Origin of the sequence: Bradyrhizobium yuanmingense (assembly GCF_900094575.1) — a bacterium.
GTDB lineage: Bacteria > Pseudomonadota > Alphaproteobacteria > Rhizobiales > Xanthobacteraceae > Bradyrhizobium > Bradyrhizobium yuanmingense.
This window is the reverse complement of sequence record NZ_FMAE01000003.1, coordinates 195,041-215,099: the sequence shown is the minus strand read 5'-3', so window position 1 is coordinate 215,099 and position 20,059 is coordinate 195,041. Positions and strand designations below refer to the sequence as shown.

General features: G+C 64.0%; 18 protein-coding genes. 9 read left to right on the top strand and 9 right to left on the bottom strand.

The features are described 5' to 3' along the window. Window positions 1–328 precede the first annotated feature (328 nt). Window positions 329–1,060, top strand: coding sequence for a transglutaminase-like cysteine peptidase (locus tag GA0061099_RS10740; protein ID WP_036021290.1), 732 nt, complete (start codon window positions 329–331; stop codon window positions 1,058–1,060). A gap of 177 nt (window positions 1,061–1,237) precedes the next feature. Continuing rightward, the gene (locus GA0061099_RS10735) at window positions 1,238–2,353 is read left to right on the top strand and encodes a lysozyme inhibitor LprI family protein (protein WP_035997615.1); all 1,116 of its coding nucleotides are present in this window, start codon (window positions 1,238–1,240) and stop codon (window positions 2,351–2,353) included. 188 nt (window positions 2,354–2,541) lie between these two features. Here the strand turns inward: GA0061099_RS10735 and GA0061099_RS10730 are convergent, their stop codons facing one another. The 6 genes from GA0061099_RS10730 to GA0061099_RS10705 all read right to left on the bottom strand — a co-directional run bounded on the left by GA0061099_RS10730 (window position 2,542) and on the right by GA0061099_RS10705 (window position 9,336). Beyond that, on the bottom strand, window positions 2,542–3,741 hold the full coding sequence (locus GA0061099_RS10730; RefSeq protein ID WP_035997612.1) for an ABC transporter substrate-binding protein: 1,200 nt from the start codon (window positions 3,739–3,741) through the stop codon (window positions 2,542–2,544). A gap of 81 nt (window positions 3,742–3,822) precedes the next feature. Then, window positions 3,823–5,661 (bottom strand): AMP-dependent synthetase/ligase, encoded by a 1,839-nt coding sequence (locus GA0061099_RS10725; protein ID WP_036021288.1) that lies wholly within the window; start codon window positions 5,659–5,661, stop codon window positions 3,823–3,825. 95 nt (window positions 5,662–5,756) lie between these two features. Next, a complete protein-coding gene (locus GA0061099_RS10720; RefSeq protein ID WP_035997607.1) occupies window positions 5,757–6,545 on the bottom strand; it encodes an ABC transporter ATP-binding protein in 789 nt (262 codons plus the stop codon). Window positions 6,546–6,548: 3 nt separating this feature from the next. Further along, window positions 6,549–7,307 carry an ABC transporter ATP-binding protein gene (locus tag GA0061099_RS10715; protein ID WP_035997604.1) on the bottom strand — a complete coding sequence of 253 codons (759 nt, stop codon included), beginning with the start codon at window positions 7,305–7,307 and terminating at the stop codon, window positions 6,549–6,551. Beyond that, window positions 7,304–8,455: a branched-chain amino acid ABC transporter permease gene (locus tag GA0061099_RS10710; protein WP_036021279.1), complete on the bottom strand. Its 1,152-nt coding sequence runs from the start codon at window positions 8,453–8,455 to the stop codon at window positions 7,304–7,306. Before GA0061099_RS10710 ends, GA0061099_RS10715 begins: the two co-directional genes overlap by 4 nt. A 5-nt stretch (window positions 8,456–8,460) precedes the next feature. Continuing rightward, window positions 8,461–9,336 carry a branched-chain amino acid ABC transporter permease gene (locus GA0061099_RS10705; RefSeq protein ID WP_036021277.1) on the bottom strand — a complete coding sequence of 292 codons (876 nt, stop codon included), beginning with the start codon at window positions 9,334–9,336 and terminating at the stop codon, window positions 8,461–8,463. A gap of 274 nt (window positions 9,337–9,610) precedes the next feature. On the opposite strand from GA0061099_RS10705, the gene GA0061099_RS10700 reads away from it, so the two are divergent. The 6 genes from GA0061099_RS10700 (at window position 9,611) to GA0061099_RS10675 (ending at window position 15,559) form a co-directional block, all read left to right on the top strand. After that, window positions 9,611–10,360, top strand: coding sequence for an ABC transporter ATP-binding protein (locus tag GA0061099_RS10700; RefSeq protein WP_036021275.1), 750 nt, complete (start codon window positions 9,611–9,613; stop codon window positions 10,358–10,360). Further along, entirely contained in the window at window positions 10,357–11,886 is a 1,530-nt protein-coding gene (locus GA0061099_RS10695) for a hypothetical protein (protein WP_036021273.1), read from the top strand. Before GA0061099_RS10700 ends, GA0061099_RS10695 begins: the two co-directional genes overlap by 4 nt. A 91-nt stretch (window positions 11,887–11,977) precedes the next feature. Continuing rightward, the gene (locus GA0061099_RS10690) at window positions 11,978–12,790 is read left to right on the top strand and encodes an MBL fold metallo-hydrolase (protein WP_035997591.1); all 813 of its coding nucleotides are present in this window, start codon (window positions 11,978–11,980) and stop codon (window positions 12,788–12,790) included. A 68-nt stretch (window positions 12,791–12,858) separates the two neighbouring features. Continuing rightward, the gene (locus GA0061099_RS10685) at window positions 12,859–13,803 is read left to right on the top strand and encodes an EamA family transporter (RefSeq protein WP_050995832.1); all 945 of its coding nucleotides are present in this window, start codon (window positions 12,859–12,861) and stop codon (window positions 13,801–13,803) included. Window positions 13,804–13,874: 71 nt separating this feature from the next. Next, a complete protein-coding gene (locus GA0061099_RS10680; protein WP_036021294.1) occupies window positions 13,875–14,396 on the top strand; it encodes a hypothetical protein in 522 nt (173 codons plus the stop codon). A gap of 110 nt (window positions 14,397–14,506) precedes the next feature. Further along, entirely contained in the window at window positions 14,507–15,559 is a 1,053-nt protein-coding gene (locus GA0061099_RS10675; protein WP_074447684.1) for an amidohydrolase family protein, read from the top strand. Between the two features lie 83 nt (window positions 15,560–15,642). On the opposite strand, the gene GA0061099_RS10670 is transcribed toward GA0061099_RS10675, so the two are convergent. Then, window positions 15,643–16,098: a cupin domain-containing protein gene (locus GA0061099_RS10670; protein WP_036021269.1), complete on the bottom strand. Its 456-nt coding sequence runs from the start codon at window positions 16,096–16,098 to the stop codon at window positions 15,643–15,645. Between the two features lie 237 nt (window positions 16,099–16,335). Between GA0061099_RS10670 and GA0061099_RS10665 the strand changes: the two genes are divergently transcribed. Next, window positions 16,336–16,890: a hypothetical protein gene (locus tag GA0061099_RS10665; RefSeq protein ID WP_036021267.1), complete on the top strand. Its 555-nt coding sequence runs from the start codon at window positions 16,336–16,338 to the stop codon at window positions 16,888–16,890. Between the two features lie 88 nt (window positions 16,891–16,978). Here GA0061099_RS10665 and GA0061099_RS10660 read toward each other — a convergent pair whose 3' ends face one another. Together GA0061099_RS10660 and pcaB are read right to left on the bottom strand one after the other, a co-directional pair. Continuing rightward, window positions 16,979–18,238 (bottom strand): aminopeptidase, encoded by a 1,260-nt coding sequence (locus tag GA0061099_RS10660; protein ID WP_035997576.1) that lies wholly within the window; start codon window positions 18,236–18,238, stop codon window positions 16,979–16,981. Window positions 18,239–18,351: 113 nt separating this feature from the next. Then, complete coding sequence (gene pcaB, locus GA0061099_RS10655; RefSeq protein ID WP_074447728.1) at window positions 18,352–19,713, bottom strand: 3-carboxy-cis,cis-muconate cycloisomerase; 1,362 nt, start codon at window positions 19,711–19,713, stop codon at window positions 18,352–18,354. Window positions 19,714–20,059: the final 346 nt, after the last annotated feature.

Below are 20,059 nucleotides of genomic sequence, written 5' to 3'. Positions count from 1 at the left end.
CGGCAAATACGGAGTTAAATCTGTGACCTATCTAACAGAACCCCATGAAATGGGGGTTGTTAGCCATAGGACCCAGATTCGGCACTGCCACAACCTGTGTCTGCAATTGGCTCCATTTCGCGGCAACGCGACACCTCCTAGCCGGCGAATCGTAAAATTTTACGCAATTTGGGTAGGCCCATTTCAGCCTGTCACCCGGTTTTGGAACCCCTGCCGGGCGCGTTAAGCAGAACAAAACGGCCCGTCTCGCACTATCTCCGCGAAAGCAACAAAGCCCGGCACGTCGAGATCGAGGGGGATCTCGTGAAGCCTGGGAAGGGGATGTCAGATGGAGACCGCTGCTCGCTCGCGCGCCTGGCGCGCAATCCTTGTCATGTGCGGCTTGATCCTGCTCGGATCGGCCGCCGAGCTTCGCGCCGGCACGCTGCTGTCGCCCGGCGCCGGCGTCCTAGTGCGCAAATCCGCCGAACCGTTCGGCGTGTTCGCCTTCGCCATCTCGTCCGGTAGCCTGCAGCAGAGATGGTCCGTGCTGAAGGACAAGCTCGACGACGACATGGTGCAGCTCGCGCTGTGCGACGGCGACCGGGACAATTGCGCTTCACCGGCAGCGCTCGAGCTGCTCGCCATAGTCGACCACGCCCGCGCCCGCGACGGTCGCGCGCGGCTCGGCGAGGTCAACCGCGCCATCAATCTCGCCATCCATGCCGCCAATGATGGCACCGACGACGTCTGGAGCTCGCCGCTTTCGACCTTCGCGCGCGGGACCGGCGATTGCGAGGACTATGCCATCGCCAAGCTGGCCGCGTTGCGGCTGGCGGGAATTGCCTCTGAGGACCTCCGCATCGTTGTGGTGCGAGACGTCAGGGCCGGCGAGGCGCACGCAATTGCCGCGGCAAAGCTCGACGGGCAATGGCTGATGCTGGACAATCGCCGCATGGCGATGGTCAAGGATGACGCGACGCGGAGCTATCAGCCACTGTTCGTGCTCCACCAGTCGGCCGTGCTGAAATATGTCGACGAGCCGGTGCAGGTCTCGATGGCGGCCGCCGAGGCACGTTGATTGTTCGTAGCTGGATAGAGCGCAGCAAAATCCGGGACTCTTACCACTCGCACCGGCCCCGGATTAAGCTTGCGCTCCATCCGGGCTACAGACCTTCCACTGCTCGTCCCCACAAACCCATTTCACCGCGCAAGACCAGACGCTAGCATGGCGCCTTCCGTGCGGGGGCGACTTGGAATGCGATTCATCGTGCTGTCTGTGCTTGCGCTGCTGGCATTGCCGGCGGTGCCCGCGTCCGCGCAATCCGACCGCGCGATCGCCGACAGGCTGCCGCTGTTTGCCAGGAACAACTGCCAGCCGATTCGCGACCCCGGCAACCAATTGTTCTGCGGTGATGCCGCGCTTGCCGCCGCCGCCGAGAAGCTGAGCATCGCGATCGAGGAGCGGCTCGCCCGCCTGCCGGATCGCCTGCCCGCTATCGAGGAGAATGCGATCTGGGTCCGCCAACGCAACCTCAGCTGCGGCATCGTCGGCCAGACCGCGATCCGCCCCGACCAATTCGAGACGGTCAAGGCGTGCCTGCTCAAGGTCACCGAGGAGCGCGCCGCGATCGTTCGCGATCCGGATTTCGACTGCCTTGCGGCCAACACTGCTGCGGGCGCGGTGATCTGCGCAGACCCCTCGCTGACGCTTGCCGAAACCGAGCTCAACGGCCAGGTGCTCGGCCTGATCGGCAAATTGGACCCGACTGCGGCACGCTTTGCCTTCGCCGAATATGGACGGTGGACGCGCGAGCGCGACCGCAAATGCAATCTGGTCGGCAAGGAGAACGTGCCGCTGCAGGAGCTGGAATCCGCGGAGGACTGTCTCGCCGACCATTTGAAGCGCAAGACAGATGAAATCCGCGCCGCGAAGGGCGATCCCAAAAAAGTGTTCGGCCGGCAGGTCGCGGCCCGCATTCCCGACGCCGACGCCGTCGATTTCTGCGCCGCGCGGATTCATGCGGCCAATTCCTGCGGCAACTTCCTGCGCATCAACCGCGTCTATGCGCTCGACAGCCAGGTGACCGACCAGGAGGCACAGGTCACGGGCGAAATCGAAATGGCCGTGCTCGCTCCCTTCACCGTGTGCAGCAGGATCGCCTCCATCTGCACCGGCACCTGCTGGGACGCCACGACGGGTCGGCCGCAGCAGGGAGCCGGCAACAAGACGCGCCCAGCAGACGTCTTCAACGTCACGCGCCGGCTGAGGGTCCAGCGAACCTTCGCCTTCGTCAAAGCCGCCGACGGCTGGCGCTGCCGGGAAGACGAGCTCGCCCCGGTGAATTCGGGCACCGCGGGCGGAGGATCGTAGGGTTCTCTCTTCCTTCTCCCCTTGTGGGAGAAGGTCGCGCCCGCAAGCGCGCGGGATGAGGGGTTCTCTCCGCACGCAAGACCGTGCGTGAAGGATAGAGACCCCTCACCCGGCTCGCCGCTTCGCGGCGATCCACCCTCTCCCACAAGGGGAGAGGGTGCACTGAGCTCGACGCAAGAGAGCCCGCATCAGAACATCAGATTGTCCTTCACCAGCACCCAGCGGCCGCCCTTGACCTGCTGCACCTGGGTGATGGTGTTGGCGAGGTGGTCGGTCTTGGAGAACTTGGTGGGGGGCGAGTTGAAGATGTCGAGGAATTTCTCGCCCGACTCGAGCGCATCGAGCATCTTCTGCCCGGTGAGATCCTTGCCGGCCTTGTTGGCATAGAACGCAAAAGTCATCATGGCATTGTAGCCGATGATGGCTTGCGTGTTGGCGTCGGCGTTGAACATCTTCTTGTAGTTGACGAGCCAATCCTTCACCTTGCCCTTGGCGGTGTCCTCATAAGGAATCTCGAAGCCGCTGGCAGCATAGAGACCCTCGACGGCGTCCTTACCCAGCGCAGGAACCTCCATCACGTTCGTGGGGGTGGCCCCGAGGAAGGTGACGTCCCAGCCGAGCTTCTTGGCTTCGGTCATCGCCCCAATGGTCTCGCGCAGCACGGTGCCGAGCACGACGAGGTCGCAGCCATCTGACTTCATCTTGGCGATCTGCGCGCTGAAATCGGAGGCGCCGCGCTTGTAGCTCGTGATCGAGGCCGGCTGCGCCTTCATGGCAGTGAGCTGCTGATTGAAGCCATCGAGCACGTTCTTACCGTACTCGTCGTCCTGATGCATGATGCAGGGCTTCTTGAAGCCCTTCCACTCGATCATGTATTTCACCGCAGCCCGCGTGCTCTCGACATAGGGCAGCAAATTGTTGAACTTCAGGCGCTCCTGCGGCTTGGCCGGATCGAACTTGAAGGTGAATTCGGCCGCCGTCAGCGGGAACAGCTGCAGGACACCGGCATCGAACAGGATGTCTTGCGCGGCGAGCACCGTCGGTGATCCCATCGGCCCCACCATCGCGAAGATCTTGTCGCGCTCGATCAGCTTTTGCGACGCCAGCACGGCCTTCTTCGGATCGTAACCGCTGTCCTCGACGACCAGCCGGATCTTGCGGCCGTGAATTCCGCCGGCCGCATTGATCTCCTCGGCCGCCATCTTCATGCCGTTCGCGACCGGAACGCCCCACCCCTTGATCGGGCCTGACAGGTCCTGGTGAGTGCCGATGACGATCTCGGTTGCCGAGATGCCCTCGTTGGTGACCTTGGTTTGCGCTGCGGCCGGCAGACAGGTGAGCACCACGGCACCCACAGCAAGGCCGAATGCGCTGAACGATTTCGACATTGACGTCTCCTCTCCTAAAGGCCCGTATTGCACGAAGGGCGGGGCCACAGCTCCTTCGCTTTCTCGAAATGGACCGACTCGTCACGCCACCGCACGCTCGCGATACATCGCCTCGATCTCGGCGGCGTAGCGCTTGTTCACGAAGCCGCGCTTCAGCTTCATGGTCGGCGTCAGCTCCTCGTCCTCGGGCGTGAGCTGGCGCTCGATCAGGTAGAACCTCTTGATGGTCTCGACGCGGGCAAAATTGCCGTTGACCTGCTCGATCTCGCGCCCGATCAGGTCCTGGATCTCCCTCGCCCGGCACAGGCTGGCATAATTGGTGAAGGGGATGTCGTGATCCTGGGCGAACTTCTCAACATTCTCCTGGTCGATCATCACGAGGCAGGTGAGATAGGGCCGCTTGTCGCCGATCACGACCGCGTCGGAAATGTAGGGCGAGAACTTGAGCTGGTTCTCGATCTCGGACGGCGTGATGTTCTTGCCGCCCGAGGTGATGATGATGTCCTTCATCCGGTCGGTGATGCGCACGAAGCCCTCATTGTCGATGGTGCCGACGTCACCGGTGTGCAGCCAGCCGCGGGAATCGATCGTCTCTGCGGTCTTCTCCGGCTGGTTCAGATAGCCCATGAACAGGAAGTCGCCCTTGATCAGGATCTCGCCGGCGGGCGACAGCGCGACCTCGCCCCAGGGCACCGCGGTGCCGACCGAGCCGAGCTTGATCTTGTCCGCGGGCATCATGGTTGCGACCCCGCAATTCTCGGTCTGACCGTAGACCTCGTGCATGTCGATGCCGAGCGCCAGATACCAGCGGATCAGCTCCGGTGCGATCGGGGCTGCGCCGGTGAACGCGATGCGGCAGCGGTCGAGTCCGATCATGCGGCGGATGTTGCGGAACGCGACCAGGTAGGCGATGCGGTTGGCGATGCGCAGCGATAGCGGCGGCGCCCTGCCCTCGAGCCGGCAATCGACCATGCGGTAGCCGATGCCGATGGCGCGGCGATAGACCCATTGCTGCAGCGGCGTTGCATCCTTCAGCGCGATGGTGATGGCGGAATAGAACTTCTCCCAGACGCGCGGCACGGCCAGAAAGGCGGTCGGCTGCACCTCGCGCAGATTGTCAGGCACGGTTTCCGGGCTCTCGGCAAAATTCATCACCGAGCCGAGCGCGACCGAGATGTAATAGCCGCCGATACGCTCTGCGACGTGGCAGAGCGGCAGGAAGACCAGCCGGTTCTCGTCCTCTCGCGCAGGTATGAAGTCGTTGGCGTGCCGCATCTGGTGGGTGACGCTGCGATTGGCGTGCATCGCGCCTTTCGGCGGGCCGGTCGTGCCGGACGTATAGACGAGGACCGCGAGATCGCCGGCACTGCGGCTGTCGATCATCTCCTGCCACAGCGCTTCGCGGCCGACCATGTGGTTGCGGCCGAGCGCGCGAAACTCGTCCAGCGACATCACCATGTCATCCGAGAAGCCGCTGAGGCCTTCCATGTCGAACACGATGATCTTCTGCAAGCTGGGGCATCGCGCGCGGCAGGTGAGAATCTTGTCGAGCTGCTCCTCGTCCTCGGCGAAGATCACCTTCGTGGCGGAGTCGTTGACGAGATACTCGACCTGGGACGAAGAATCGGTCGGATAGATTCCGCTGGAGACGCCGCCGGCGCACAATATGCCCATGTCGGCATAAACCCATTCGGGCACGGCATTGGCGATGATGGAGGCGACCTCGCCGGGCATGAAGCCGACGGCGCGGAGCGCGTAGGCGATCTCTTTGGAGATCTCCAGCCATTCTAGCCAGCTCGTCGGCTGCCAGATGCCGAACTTCTTCTCGCGGATCGCCGGCCTGTCGCCCCGCGTCTCGGCGGCGCGCAAGAAGCTCTTCGCGATCGTATCAGCGACCGTCAGCACCGCCGGTCGGGCCATGCACCTCTCCTCCTTGTCGCCTTCCCTCCGCTGCCTGCCTTGCCAGCCGGTCTTTGCTCAACGTTGGGCAAGCTCATCTTACTGCCAGCTCGTCCTCACCGCCACGTCTTCTTCTTTTTCCAGCGCCGCTCGCCGCGCGCGCCGGCTTCCTTGGCGCCAAGGTAGAATTCCTGGATGTCCTGGGAATGCATCAAGCGGTCGCAGGTATCGTTCATCACGATACGGCCGATCTCCAGCACATAGCCGTAATGGGCGGTTTCCAGCGCCACCTTGGCGTTCTGCTCGACCAGCAGGATCGACATGCCCTGCTCCTCGTTGACCCGGCGGATGATGGTGAATATCTCCTTCACCAGCAGTGGCGACAGGCCGAGCGAGGGCTCGTCGAGCAAGAGCAGCGTCGGCCGGTTCATCAGCGCGCGCCCGATCGCGAGCATCTGCTGCTCGCCGCCGGAGAGCTGGCCCGCCGGCTGGTTGATGCGCTCCTTCAGGCGCGGGAAATAGCCGTAGACGCGCTCCATGTCCTCCGCGACGCCGTCCCGGTCCTTGCGCGGATAGGCACCCATCATCAGGTTCTCGCGCACCGAGAGGAACGGGAACACCTCGCGCCCCTCGGGCACGTGGCTGAGGCCGAGCCGCACGATGCGGTCGGCCTCCATGCGCTGGATCGGCTTGCCCATGAACTCGATCGCGCCCTTCTGCGGATCGAGGATGCCGGAGATGGTCTTCAGCACCGTGGTCTTGCCGGCCCCGTTGGCCCCGAGCAGCGTGACGATGCGCCCGCGCGGCACCTCCAGCGAGATGCCGCGGATCGCCATGATCGGCCCGTAATAGCTCTCGATGTTGGAGAGCTTGAGGATGATATCCTGGGGCGCAGCGGCATCCATCGGTCAGGCTCCCAGATACGCGGCGACGACGTCGGGGTGCTGCTGCACTTCAGCGGGCGAGCCCATCGCCAGCACCCTTCCGTAGTTCAGTGCGATGACGCGATCGGAGACCCGGTTGACCAGCGACATGTCGTGCTCGACCATCAGCACGGTGATACCGAGCTCGGTCCTCATGTCCCGAATCCAGAACGACATGTCGCCGGTCTCCTCCACGTTGAGACCCGAGGACGGCTCGTCCAGCAGGATCAGCTTCGGCTCCGAGCAGAGCGCGCGCGCCAGCTCGATCACCTTGCGCACGCCGTAAGGCAGGCCCGAGATCAGCTTGTCGCGATAGGGTTCGAGGTCGAGGAATTCGATGACCTGCTCGACCCGGCGGCGGTGAACCTTTTCGTTGGCCCGCACGCTCGGCAGGAATAAGAGCTCCTGCCACAGCTGCGTGGTCGAATGGCGGTGGCGGCCGACCAGAAGGTTCGACAGCACGGTCGCGTTCTCGAACAGCTCGATGTTCTGGAAGGTACGGGCGATGCCGAGCTTGGCGATGTCGTAGGGCGGCTGCTCGGTGATGTCCTGGTCCTCGAAGAAGATACGGCCCGAGGTCGGCCGGTAGATCCGCGAGATCAGGTTGAAGATCGAGCTCTTGCCGGCTCCGTTCGGCCCGATGATCGAGAGGATCTCGCCCTTCTCCACCGCGAACGAGACCGCATCGACCGCCTTGAGGCCGCCGAAATGCAGCGACAGGTTCTCGGCGCGGAAATAGCTCATCGATTGCGCTCCGACTTCACGTAGATCTTCTGCCGCTTGAAGGTGGCGCGCTTGTAGAGAGGGAACAGCTGGAAGAAGAGCTTGATCTTGAGCCAGCGGCCGTAGAGCCCGAGCGGCTCGAACAGCACGAACAGCACGATGATGATGCCGTAGATCGCGCCCTTCAGGCCGTTGAGCGAGGCGAAGGCCGCGACCTTCGCCTCGATATTGCCCGCAGTCGCCGCGCCGGCGCCGAATGTCGCGGCAATGCCGGCGATGATGCCGGGCATGTCGTCCTTGAGATAGGTGAGGAACGGGTCGATCATCACGATGAAGATCGCGCCGAGCACGGCGCCGTGCAGGCTGAAGGTGCCGCCGATCAGGATCACGATGATGAACTCGATCGAGAGCTGAAGCGTGAACATCTCCGGCGAGATGAAGGAGAGCTTGTGCGCGAACAGGACGCCGGCAAAGCCGGTGATCGCGGCCGAGATCGCGAACGACTTCACCTTGTAGAGCGCGACATTGACGCCCATGCTGCGCGCCGCCGTCTCGGAATCGCGGATCGCGACGAAGGCGCGGCCCGTCGGCGAACGTAGTAGATTGAGCGTGCCGACGATGGTCAGCACCAGCACGGCAAGGCAGAGGTAATAGAAGGTCGGGCTGTCGCGCGGCACGGCGACGCCGAGCAGCGACAGCGTCTTGACCCGCATGCCCTCGTTACCGTGGGTAACGCTTTCCCATCGCGCCAGGATCTCCTCCACGATCAGGGCAAACGAGATGGTGGCGATGACGAGATAGATGCCGGTGAGGCGCAGCGCCGGAAAGCCGACCATCGCGCCGATGATGCCGGTCAACAGCCCGGCGGCGAGGAAGTAGACGGGGAACGGCACGTTGTATTTCTGCAAGTACGCCGCCGTGTAGGCGCCGATGGCGAGGAACGCCGCGTGCCCAAGCGAGGCCTGGCCGGTGAAGCCGGTCAGAATCAGCAGCGCCACGCCGACGATCGCATAGATGCAGACGAAGACGAGCTGGCTCATCAGATAGCTGGAGAGCACGTGAGGCGCGATCAGCAGCAGCGCGAGCAGAACGCCGTAGGTGACGACGTAGCCGGAATGCGGGAACAGCTTGATGTCGTCCTCGTAGTCGGTCTTGAACAGGAAGCGCATGGCGTTCAGACCTTCTTGCGGACGTGGAGGCCGAACAGGCCCTCGGGCTTCAGCAGCAGCACGGTGAGCAGCACGATGTAAGGCGCGGCGTCCTTCCAGCCCTCGGGCAGGTAAAAGCCGGCCATGCTCTCGATCACGCCGATCAGGACGCCGCCGACCACCGCGCCCGGGATCGAGCCGAAACCGCCGAGCACGGCGGCGGGAAACGCCTTCAAGCCGAGCACGAGGCCGACATTGGAGTGGATGAAGGTGATCGGCGCCAGCAGCACGCCGGCGCAGGTCGCGACCGCCGCGCTGATCGCCCAGACCACCGCCACCACGCGCTTGACCGGAATGCCCATGTAATAGGCCGCCAGCATGTTCTCGGAGCTGGCGCGCATGGCGGTGCCGAGCGTGGTCTTGTTGAAGAACAGCCAGAGCAGGGTGCACAGGATCATCGTCGCTGCGATCACCGAGAGCTTGTCGTAGGCGAGCACCAGCGAGCCCATGCGCAGCACGCCCTGGCTGAACGGCGTTTCGATCTTCAGGTCGTCGGTGCCCCAGATCATCCCCGCGACCGAACGCAGAAAATAGCCGAGACCGATCGTGACCATGATGATGGAGAACTGGGGATAGCCGAGGATCGGCCGCACGACCACGCGCTCGGCCAGCATGCCGAACAGCGCCATGGCGGCGACCGCACCGGCGAAGCCGATCCAGTAGTTCAGGCCCATCATGCCGATGAAGGTGAAGGCGAAGAAACCGCCCAGCATCATCAGATCGCCCTGGGCAAAATTGACGACTTCGGTGGCCTTGTAGACGAGCACGAAGCCGAGCGCGATCAGGCCGTAGACGCAGCCGAGCGCAACACCGCTGACCAGCTGCTGAACGAAATCCAGCATTGACGCGCGTCCTCCCCGATGCAACCGGCGTTCTTCGAGGCCGCCTTGCCGCATCTTGTGTCCAGTCGCTACGCAGTCGTTTCGCCGCGTTAGCGCCATTTGTCCGGAATCAATTCAGCCTGAACGCCCGCGCGCTGTCAACAAACGGTGACTTGTCGGGATGCCTTGCCTTTAGTCCAATCCGGTTGGCGGAATTTGCGGCAGTGCGATTCACGGTGCCGAAACATCTTCGGGTCATGGTCGCGGGCGATGCAAACCGGATGGTGTGGCCGTCATGAAGCCGGACAACTCGGCCCTGGAAGTCCGAGGGTTAACGAAGCGTTTTGACCGTCTGGCGGTCGACAGCCTCGATCTCACCATTCACGCCGGCGAATTCTACGCGCTGGTCGGCCCCAATGGCGCCGGCAAGACCACCACTTTACGCATGGTTGCGGGCCTGCTCAGGCCCGATGCCGGCGCCGTCTCGATCTTCGGCATCGATGCGCTCCAAGACCCCGTCGCCGCCAAGCAGGTGATGGCCTGGGTCTCCGACGAGCCCATGATCTATGACAAGCTCACCCCGCTCGAATATCTCGAATTCGTCGCCGGCCTCTGGGGCATCGCGCCGTCGATCTCGCAACCGGCCGCCGAGGAACTGCTCGATTCGCTCGGCCTCGAGGCGCACCGCCACGAGCGCTGCGAGGGCTTTTCCAAGGGCACGCGCCAGAAGGTCGCTCTCGCAGGGGCGCTGGTGCACGATCCCCGCCTCATCATTCTCGACGAACCCTTGACGGGGCTCGATGCGGTTTCCGCCCGCCATGTGAAGGGCCTGCTCAGCGCGCGTGTCCGCGCCGGCTGCACCGTCATCATGACCACGCATATCCTCGAAGTCGCCGAGCGCATGGCCGACCGCATCGGCGTGATCGCCTCCGGCCGCCTGGTCGCGGAAGGCACGCTCACCGAGCTGCGCCACCAGAACGGCCATGCCGACACCAGCCTGGAAGACCTCTTCATCGCGCTGGTGACGCTTCAGGAAGCGGCATGAGCTCGGCCACCGCGCTGTCCTGGTTTGCCCGGCACGAGCTGCGGCTCGCCTGGCGCGAATGGCTCGCCATGATGACGGGCGGGCGGCGCAAACGGGCGCGCGCCGCAATCATCGGCCTCATGTGCTTCGCCGCGCTGCTCCACCTGCCGGCCTGGGCGGTGATCGGCCGTTTCGCCGACCTGCAGTTGCCGCTCGACAAATCCTCTCTGATCGTGATTTCGGCGACGATCTTTCTCGCCTGGACCTTGATGCTGTCGCAGGCGATCGAATCCGTGACGCGGGTATTCTACGCCCGCGCCGATCTCGACCTGATCATGTCCTCGCCGGCGCGGCTGGCCAATCTGTTCTCGGTCCGCATCGCCGCGATCGCGCTGACCGTCACCGTGCTGGCGCTGCTGTTCTCGACGCCCTTCATCGACGTTCTGGTGATCGGCGGCGGCGCGCGCTGGCTGGCGGCCTTCGGCGTCGTCATTGCGATGGGCCTGTCCGCGGCGGCGATCGCGATCGCCGTCACCATTCTCCTGTTCCGGTTGATCGGCCCGGCGCGGACGCGCCTGATCGCACAGATCCTCGCCGCCATCATCGGTGCGGGTTTCGTGATCGCGCTTCAGGTCGCCGCGATCATGTCCTACGGCACGCTGTCGCGCTTCACCATCCTGACCTCGGGCAGCGTTGCCGCCTACGCCCCCGACGTCGACAGCATCTGGTGGTGGCCGGCGCGGGCAGCGATGGGCGACAGCGAGGCGCTAGCGCTGCTTCTCGCGCTCGCTCTGGTCATGCTCGGCGGCGTGATGGCGATCTTCTCGCACCGCTTTGCCGACACCGCGATCGATGCGGCGGCCTACGCCACGTCCGGCCGCGTCCGTGCCAAGGAGCGCCCGTTCCGCGGCGGATCGCGCCAGCAGGCGCTGCGTCGCAAGGAATTCATGCTGCTGTGGCGCGATCCATGGCTGATCTCGCAGACCTTGATGCAGCTGCTCTATCTGGTGCCGCCGGCGCTGCTGCTCTGGCGTAATTTCGCCGACAGCTCCGCGGCGCTGACACTGATCACACCCGTCATCGTGATGGCGGCCGGACAGCTCGCCGGCGGACTCGCCTGGCTGACGATCTCGGGCGAGGACGCGCCCGACCTGGTCGCGACCGCGCCCTTGATGCCGTCCGGCATCATCCGTGCCAAGATCGAGGTGGTGCTGATCGCGATTGCCGCAATCTTCGCTCCGCTGCTCGCGGCGCTAGCCTTTGCCTCGCCATCCCAGGCCGCAATCAGCGCGGGTGCGATCATCATCAGCGCGGCCTCGGCGACCGCGATCCAGCTCTGGTTCCGGGTGCAGGCAAGGCGCAGCCAATTCCGGCGCCGTCAGACGTCTTCGAGGCTTGCAACCTTCGCCGAGGCCTTTTCCTCGATCGGCTGGGCCGCCACCGCCGCACTGCTGCTCGCCCTTCCCGTGGCCGGCCTCATCAGCGGCCTGATTACCGCAGGCCTCGTCGCGGTCACCTGGAAGTTCAGCCCGAAGCGCGAGCAATAGGTGCGACACTGACGCGCTGTTGATCGCACCCCATTGGCGATGCTCCGCATTGCACGCTAGACTTCGCTGTGAAGTCATCGGGGACGGATCCATGCGACGACTGGTTTTGGCGGCTATCGCGCTGTTCGGCGCATTCCTGACCCCTGCCCTGGCCCAGCAACCACTGCGCAGCGAATGCCTGGCGATGGCCAACGCGGCGCCGCGGATCATGCCGGTCGTCTTCAGGCAGGCTGCAGCTGCGCCCGAGGTCGAGATCACCTATGCCGGCCATTCCACCTATTTCATCGACACGCCCGCCGGCTTGCGCATCGCCACCGATTATAGCGGCGCCTACCAGGTCGGGCGACTGCCCGATGTCGTCACCATGAACCGGGCGCACAGCACCCATTACACTCTCTTTCCGGACAAGCGCATTCCCCACGTGCTGCATGGCTGGAGCGAGGACGGCAAGCCGGCGATCGTGTCGCAGCGCATCAGCGACACCTTCATCCGCAACGTCACCACCGACATCCGCCGCTATTACGGCGACGATGCCGGCAGCGACATGATCCGCGACGGCAATTCCATCTTCATCTTCGAGGCAGCCGGCCTCTGCATCGGCCATCTCGGCCACCTCCATCACAAGCTCGACGACAGCCATTTCGCCCAGATCGGACGGCTCGACATCGTGATGGTGCCGATCGACGGCACCTATACCATGACGCTCGACGGCATCTCCGAGATCACCAAGCGGCTGCGCGCCTCGGTGGTACTGCCGATGCACCGCTTCGCCACTCCGCTCGACGACTTCATGCGCCGGATCGGCCAGCAATTCGAGATCGACCGGCGCGTCGAGCGCTCGTTCCGGATGTCACGGGATACGCTGCCGACGAAGCCGACGGTGATCATCCTCGACGGGGTCTAACTCAGAACCGGAACGCATCACCCGTCAACGACTTGGTTGCTCCAAGACCCACCTCAGTCGGAGCAATCATGAGCAGACGGTTCCTGGTCATCGGCTCGTTTGCGGCCATCTATCTCCTGTGGGGTTCCACCTATTTCGCCATCACGCTGGGCTTGCAATCGATACCGCCGTTTCTGCTGATGGCAGTTCGATCGTTATGCGGCGGCATGATCTTGCTCGCCTTCAGCGGCAGGCATGTCGCGAATACCCCGGGCCGGACATGGTTGCAGGCAGGCCTTTGCGGGCTGCTTTTCTTCGTCGGCTGCCACGGCGTTCTCGCCTTCGCACAACAATCGGTTCCGTCCGGCGTGGCCGCCATCGTGCTCGCCACGATTCCGTTCTGGATCCTTCTGGCGGACACGCTTTTTCCGGGCGATCAGCACCCGCGGCCGATCGCGCTGCTCGCGCTCATCCCCGGCTTCGTGGGCGTCGGGCTCGTGGCATGGCAAAACGCCCAGCAGGCCGGCATCAGCATGCTTCCGATCGTCTGGCTGCTCGCGGCGGCGCTGTCGTGGTCGATCGGCACCGTGCTGTCGCGCAGCATGTCGCATCAAGCATCCGCGATCGCGCTGTCTGGCATGCAACTGTCGATCGGGGGCGCCGTGTTGTTCGCGATCAGCTGGCTGACGGGCGAGCTGGAGAGTTTTAGACCGAGCGAGGTCTCAATGACGTCCGTTGCAGCAGCTCTTTGGCTGATCGTCTCCGGCAGCGTCATCGGCTTCGCCGCCTACAATTGGCTGCTCGAGAATGTCTCGACCTCCCTGGTCTCGACCTACACATTCGTCAATCCGGTCATCGCGGTGCTGCTCGGCACCCTCGTGCTCGGAGAGCCGTTCTCTCGCATGATGCTCGTGGGCGCGAGTCTCGTCATTGTCGCCGTTGTCGCCATCTGGCGTGCTGAGAGCTCGAGCAATCGGTCGACGCAGGCGGAGGCCGATCGTCCCATGAGACATCTGTCGCTGCGCAAGACCTGACGACGGCCGGCAATTTTCTCCAAGTCGCCCGCGGCTCATCCGTGCTGAATCCTCCGCAGCAGGAGAGCAACATGAACGACTTTGCGAGACTTCTTCACGCCAGCGCACCGCATCCCGAGCACGCGGCCGCGCTTCAGCTCTACGGCCGTTTCGTCGGCGACTGGGACGCTGAGATCACCGCCTTTGGACCGGACGGCAGAAGCCACACCGCGCCGGGCGAAATCCATTTCGGCTGGGTGCTGGAAGGCCGTGCGGTGCAGGACGTCTGGATCATTCCCCGGCCAGCGGGCAGCGCAGCCTTTCCGATCGCCGGCAATTGGTACGGCACCACGCTGCGCGTCTACGATCCGGCCATGGATGCGTGGCGGATTTCCTGGTTCGATCCGGGCCGCCGCGTGTTCCGGCAGCAGATCGGCCGTCCCCGCGGCGAGGACATCGTGCAGGAAGGCACGACCGAATCCGGCGAGCTGACGCGCTGGAGCTTTACTGAGATTACCGGGGACTCCTTCCGTTGGCGTGGGGAGGTCAAGCCGGCCACGGCAGTGGACTGGCGGCTGATGGTCGAAGTAAGAGCAAGACGGCGGACGGGCTGACGAGCATACCGCATTGCTCGTGATGATGGGTGCGGTTGCGCAAGGCGCGCTGCTGCATGCGGAAATGAGGTGCTAGGCTCCCGACACAAAACATCAGGGAGCGAAGGCCGATGGCAGCAAGCGGTGTGCCCGCCAACACGAGCGGGCTGTTCGTCGATCCGCGTGAGGACTGGCTCGCGCTGCATCGGGAGGAGACCATCGATCCCTTGCGGCCGATCGTCGATCCCCATCACCATCTGTGGAATCGCGGGCACCGCTATCTGATCGAGGAGATGGCCGCCGACGTCGCCTCCGGTCACAACGTCATCGCCACCGTCTATGTCGACTGCCGTTCGATGTACCGCGCGCATGGACCCGAGGCGTTCCGGCCCGTGGGCGAGGTCGAGTTCGCCAACGGCGTCGCCGCCATGAGTGCAAGCGGTGGCTACGGCAAGGCCGCGATCTGCGCCGGCATCGTGAGCCATGCCAATCTGCTGCTCGGCGACGCTGCAAAGCGCGTGCTGGAAGCCGAGATCGCCGCAGGCAACGGCCGCTTTCGCGGCATCAGGCATTCCTCGGCCTGGGATGAAGATCCTGTCGTCGCCGGCATGTATGCGAACAGGCCGAAGGGATTGTTGCAGGACCCGGCCTTCCGCAAAGGCTTTGCCTGCCTCGCGCCCCTCAAGCTCAGCTTCGATGCCTGGCTGTTCCATCCGCAGATCGGCGAGCTCACGGCGCTGGCGCGCGCCTTCCCCGACACCAGGATTGTGCTCGACCATTGCGGCGGCCCCGTCGGAACCGGCCGCTTCGCGGGCCGGCGCGAGGAGGTGTTTGCGCAATGGCGCGCCTCGATCCGGGAGATCGCCACATGCGAAAATGTGGTGGTGAAGCTCGGTGGTCTCGCGATGTGCCTGCTTGGCTACGACTTCCATTTGCGCGAGAGGCCGCCGACATCCGAGGAGCTTGCCGCGGCCTGGCGGCCCTATGTCGAGACCTGCATCGAGGCGTTCGGCCCGAAACGCGCGATGTTCGAGAGCAATTTCCCCCCGGACAAGGGCCAGTGCAGTTACCAGGTGATCTTCAACGCCTTCAAGCGTATCGCCTCAAAGCTGAGCGAGGCCGACAAGACGGCGTTGTTCTCCCAGACCGCGATCGACGTCTACCGGCTCGAGCTGCCGTCATGACGAAAAGAGGGGCCGGGACATGGATCCCGACCCCTCTTCGTCGTGGCCGCTGGGAAGCGTCCTTGAAACCTTTGGGTGTCCGCTTAGCCAGTGCCCATCAGCGAGGCGGGACGCGGCGCGGCGGTAGAGGTGAAGATCTTCTTTAGCTTGTTGACGACGCGGATCAGGAAACCGATCATCACCGGATTGGTCTTGCGGCAGAAGGCGATCTTCTTGACGTGGCCTTCGACATGCCATTTGGCATGCGCGCCGTCGCGGAAGAAAATGACGTCGCCGGGGCCGTAGCGCTTGGGCGGCATGCCGTCGCTCTCGAGCACGATCGATCCTTCCATGATCATGATCGTCTCGTCGATGTCGTAGTACCAGTTGAAGCGGCCTTCGGTGCAGTGCCAGATGATCGTCTGCGCGGTGCCATCGGCGCTGGTCGACAGCACCCGGGAGCGGGATACCGGATTGCCCTCGATGATCCAGGACGGCTCGATCGGCCGCAGCTCGAGGTCCACATTGCAACTACCGATTTCAATCAATGTGCGCGACATCTGCTTCCCCAGAAGATTTAAATATGAATGGCCGGGTCTCGGCCCGGATTGCTTCGAAAGAAGTTGGGACGCTAGTAGGCTGCTTTTAATTCTTTCTTACATGGCACTCGACAATCAGCCCCGAGTTGCGGGTGCGATACGGTTAACGTCACGATTTCCTCTGCGAATTCGCACATATGAACCTAGCTTGTCCGGGGTGCGACAAAGTGCGCGAAGTCTTGGGAAGGAGCCGCACCGATGCCCCTCACGCCGGAGATTCTGACAGCCAACAGCGAGGTCGTCGCCAGGCTCCGCAGTCTCGACGTCTCCTTCGAACCGGACGAGGAGCCCTGGTTCACCATCGACGGCGTCGAAAGCCCGCGGCACATCGGCAGTGACGGCTCCGGCAGCGCGTTCGTGCTGCTGCCGTCGCAGAATGTGCTCTATGTCTCGTCAGAGGGCCGCGCGGGCATCATCGCGGAAAGTTTCGATGCATTGATCCAGCTTGTCGTTGCCCGTCCCTACTGGCGCGACATCCTCAAATTCTCCGGGGGCGGCGACCTTGCAGAGATGCGCCGCGCGGCGGATGCGCTGGAGGAAAGGCTCCAAGACGAGGATGACGTCAGCGAGGCCCGCGAACAGATCCGCGGCGCGCTCGCGCTGCCGGACGCGGACGATCCGATTGGCGCGCTCTACGAGGCGGTGGCGGCGTCCGACGCGATCGTGCGGGCCACCGACGGCAGCCCGTTCACGACGCTGTTCAACCGCTTCAGCATCGACAACAGCCCGACCCAGCGCAACGCGGCGGCGTGAGGGGGAAGACTGACGCGAGGACGTTCACCTCTCCCCAGCGGGGAGAGGTTGACCACGTCCTGGACTGCCTATTGGACCAAAATCTAGATTACGACTTCGCCCATTCGCCCTTGCGGAAGACGGGCACCTTGCTGCCGTCGGCCAAGATGCCGTCGATGTCGGTCTCGGCCGAGCCGATCATCCAATCAATATGGATCAGGCTCTGGTTGCCGCCTTGCGCCGCGATCTGCTGCGGCGTGAGCTGGGCACCGTTGACGAAACATTTCGAATAGCACTGGCCGAGCGCGATGTGCGAGGCCGCGTTCTCGTCGAACAGCGTGTTGTAGAACAACAGTCCGCTCTGCGAGATCGGCGAGGAATGCGGCACCAAGGCCACCTCGCCGAGGCGCCGCGCGCCCTCGTCGGTATCGAGCACCTTGTTCAGCACCTCGGCGCCGCGCGAGGCCTTGGCGTCGACGATCTTGCCGTCCTCGAACCGCACCGCGATGTTGTCGATCAGCGTGCCCTGATAGGACAGCGGCTTCGAGCTCACGACGTGGCCGTAGACGCGGCGGCAATGCGGCGTGGTGAAGACCTCTTCGGTCGGGATATTGGCGTTGCAGCTGATGCCGTTCTTGGACAGCGAGGCGCCGCCTTCCCATTCGTGGCCGTCGGCAAGGCCGATGGTGAGATCGGTGCCGGGACCCGAGTACTGAAGCGCGCGGAAACGCTGGCCGTTGAGCCAGTTGGTGCGCTCGCGCAGCACCGCATTGTGGCTCGCCCAATTGCTGATCGCGTCCTCGCGATCGACACGGGACGCGGCGAAAATCGCGTCTGCGAGCTTGCCGACCGCAACGTCCTCGGGATCGTTCGGGAACACCAGCTTCGCCCAGGACGCGCTCGGATAGGCGATGATATTCCAGTTGGTGTCGAAATTGACGATCTTCTCCAGCGCAGGCTGATAGGCCATCGAATTGGCCTTGCTGGCGCGCGCCACCTTGGAAGGATCCTCGCCGGACAGCAACATCGGGTTGTCGCCGACGATGGCAAGCCGTGCAGTGTTGTCGGAGAACGCCTTGGCCATGCCCTCGTAGAGCCAGCCGGCGGCACGATCGAAACTGTTGTCGTGGCCGTGGCGGTAGCGCGCCAGCGTCATCTCCTCGTCCGACAGGATCGGCGTCACGAGGCCAGCGCCGGCCTTGTAGGCATGCACGGCGATCCGCCGCACCAGCGGCAGCGCGATCGCGGGCGCCGTCAGAAGCAGATCCTGTCCCGGCCGCAAGCCCAGGCCCACTTTCACCGCCACCTCGGCCAGTCGGTCGAGCTTCGCCGGATCGATGGGAGTGGAAGGATTGCGTTGATCAGTCATGCCGGGCCCTCTGCCGAAAGTCGCTCACACAATTTAAGTCTAGCATCGCGGGGCACAAGTATGCGAGCGTCTTGCGCCCTTGGAAAGATACGCAGTTTCACGCATTTTGGTTTTCAACGCGTTGCCGATGCCAGCACCCGGTCGACCATGGCGGGCGCAAGGCCGAGGTAATTTTTCGGTGAAGTGAGCGCCTCGATTGTGGCACGATCGATGTGGCTCGATATCCGTGAATCTGCGGATAGCGCGTCAGCAAGGGTCATTCCCTTCTCGTTGGCCTGACGGCAGGCGTCATAGACGACGTCGTGCGCCTCCTGCCGGCCGATCTGCGGGGCGAGGCCCATCATGACCGCTTCGGCCACAATCAGGCCGCGGCTGATGGCGAGATTGTCGTTCATCTTCGCCTCGTCCACGATGAGGCCCGCAAGCGCGAACTTCGCCTGGTGCAGCGCGCCGGCGGCCAGCACGAAGCTTTCGGGAATCGCCATCCATTCCGCGTGCCAGGGGCCGGTGGCACGCTCAAAATCCTGCACCATGGCGTCGAGCATCAGGCCGGCGTGCTGGCGCACCGCCTTGGAGGCCGCAAGCATCAGCTCCGAGGAGATCGGGTTGCGCTTCTGCGGCATGGTCGAGGAGGCGCCGCGCCCCTTGACGAAGGGCTCGTAGACCTCGGCGAACTCGGTCGAGGCCATGATCATGATGTCGAGCGCGATCTTGCCGAGAGAGCCGGTGACGAGAGCAAGGAAGTTCACGGCTTCGGCGAAGCCGTCGCGCGCGACGTGCCAGGTCGAGGCGGGAACGCCGAGCTTCAGCTCGTTGCAGAGCGCCTCCTGCACCTCGAACCCCCTGTCGCCGAGCGAAGCCAGCGTACCGGCCGCGCCGGCGAACTGACCGACCAGCACGCGCGGCTTCAGCTGCGCCAGCCGCTCGGCGTGGCGGTCGAACATCGCGAGCCAGATCGCGCTCTTGTAGCCGAAGGTCACCGGCAGCGCCTGTTGCAGATGGGTGCGGCCCGCCATCGCCGTGTCGCGATGGCGCTTCGACAGATCGGCGAGGATCTTGCGCAGCTCGGCGATGTCACGTTCGACGATCTCGAGCGCGGCGCGCAGTTGCAGCACCACGGCGGTGTCCATAATGTCCTGCGTGGTGGCGCCCCAATGCACGTAGCGGCCCGCCTCGCCGCATTGCTTCACCATTTGATGCACCAAAGGCAGGATCGGGTAGCCGACGACATCGGTCTCCTGCCTGAGCAGATCGAAGTCGAGCGCGCCGATGTCGGTCCGCGCCGCGATCGCTGCGGCCGCCTCGTGTGGGATCACACCGCACTTCGCCTCCGCCTTCGCCAGCGCCACCTCGACCTCGGCATAGCGTGCGACCGTCGCGACGTCCGAGAACACCTCGCGCATCTCAGGCGTACCGAAGGCGTCGCGAAACAGCAGGGAGTCGATCACAGTGCTGGCGGCAGGGAAAGCAGGCATGGGCGATTCTTTATGATTGGTGTTTTGTGTGGGCGACAGCTTACGCAGGCTGCGCAGCTCGGCAATGGACATTCGCAGTTTCGCCACACATTCGTCCTGCCCGGCAAGCGCGCGCCCATTGCCCGTTATCTTGGGTGCCGGAGCGAAGCGGAGGCCTCGGAGGCTGCTTCACAGCCTGCGTCCCGCACCTCAACATGACGGGATGATTGCGGTGGGAGATCTCGGCGGCCCCGACCGCAACATTCTAGCTGCGGATGTATTCCCCTCGGAAAACCACATGGCTGCCATCACGCGATTGCGATGAACCAAACGCCCCCTTCGGCAGACACACGATCTTTCGACCCAA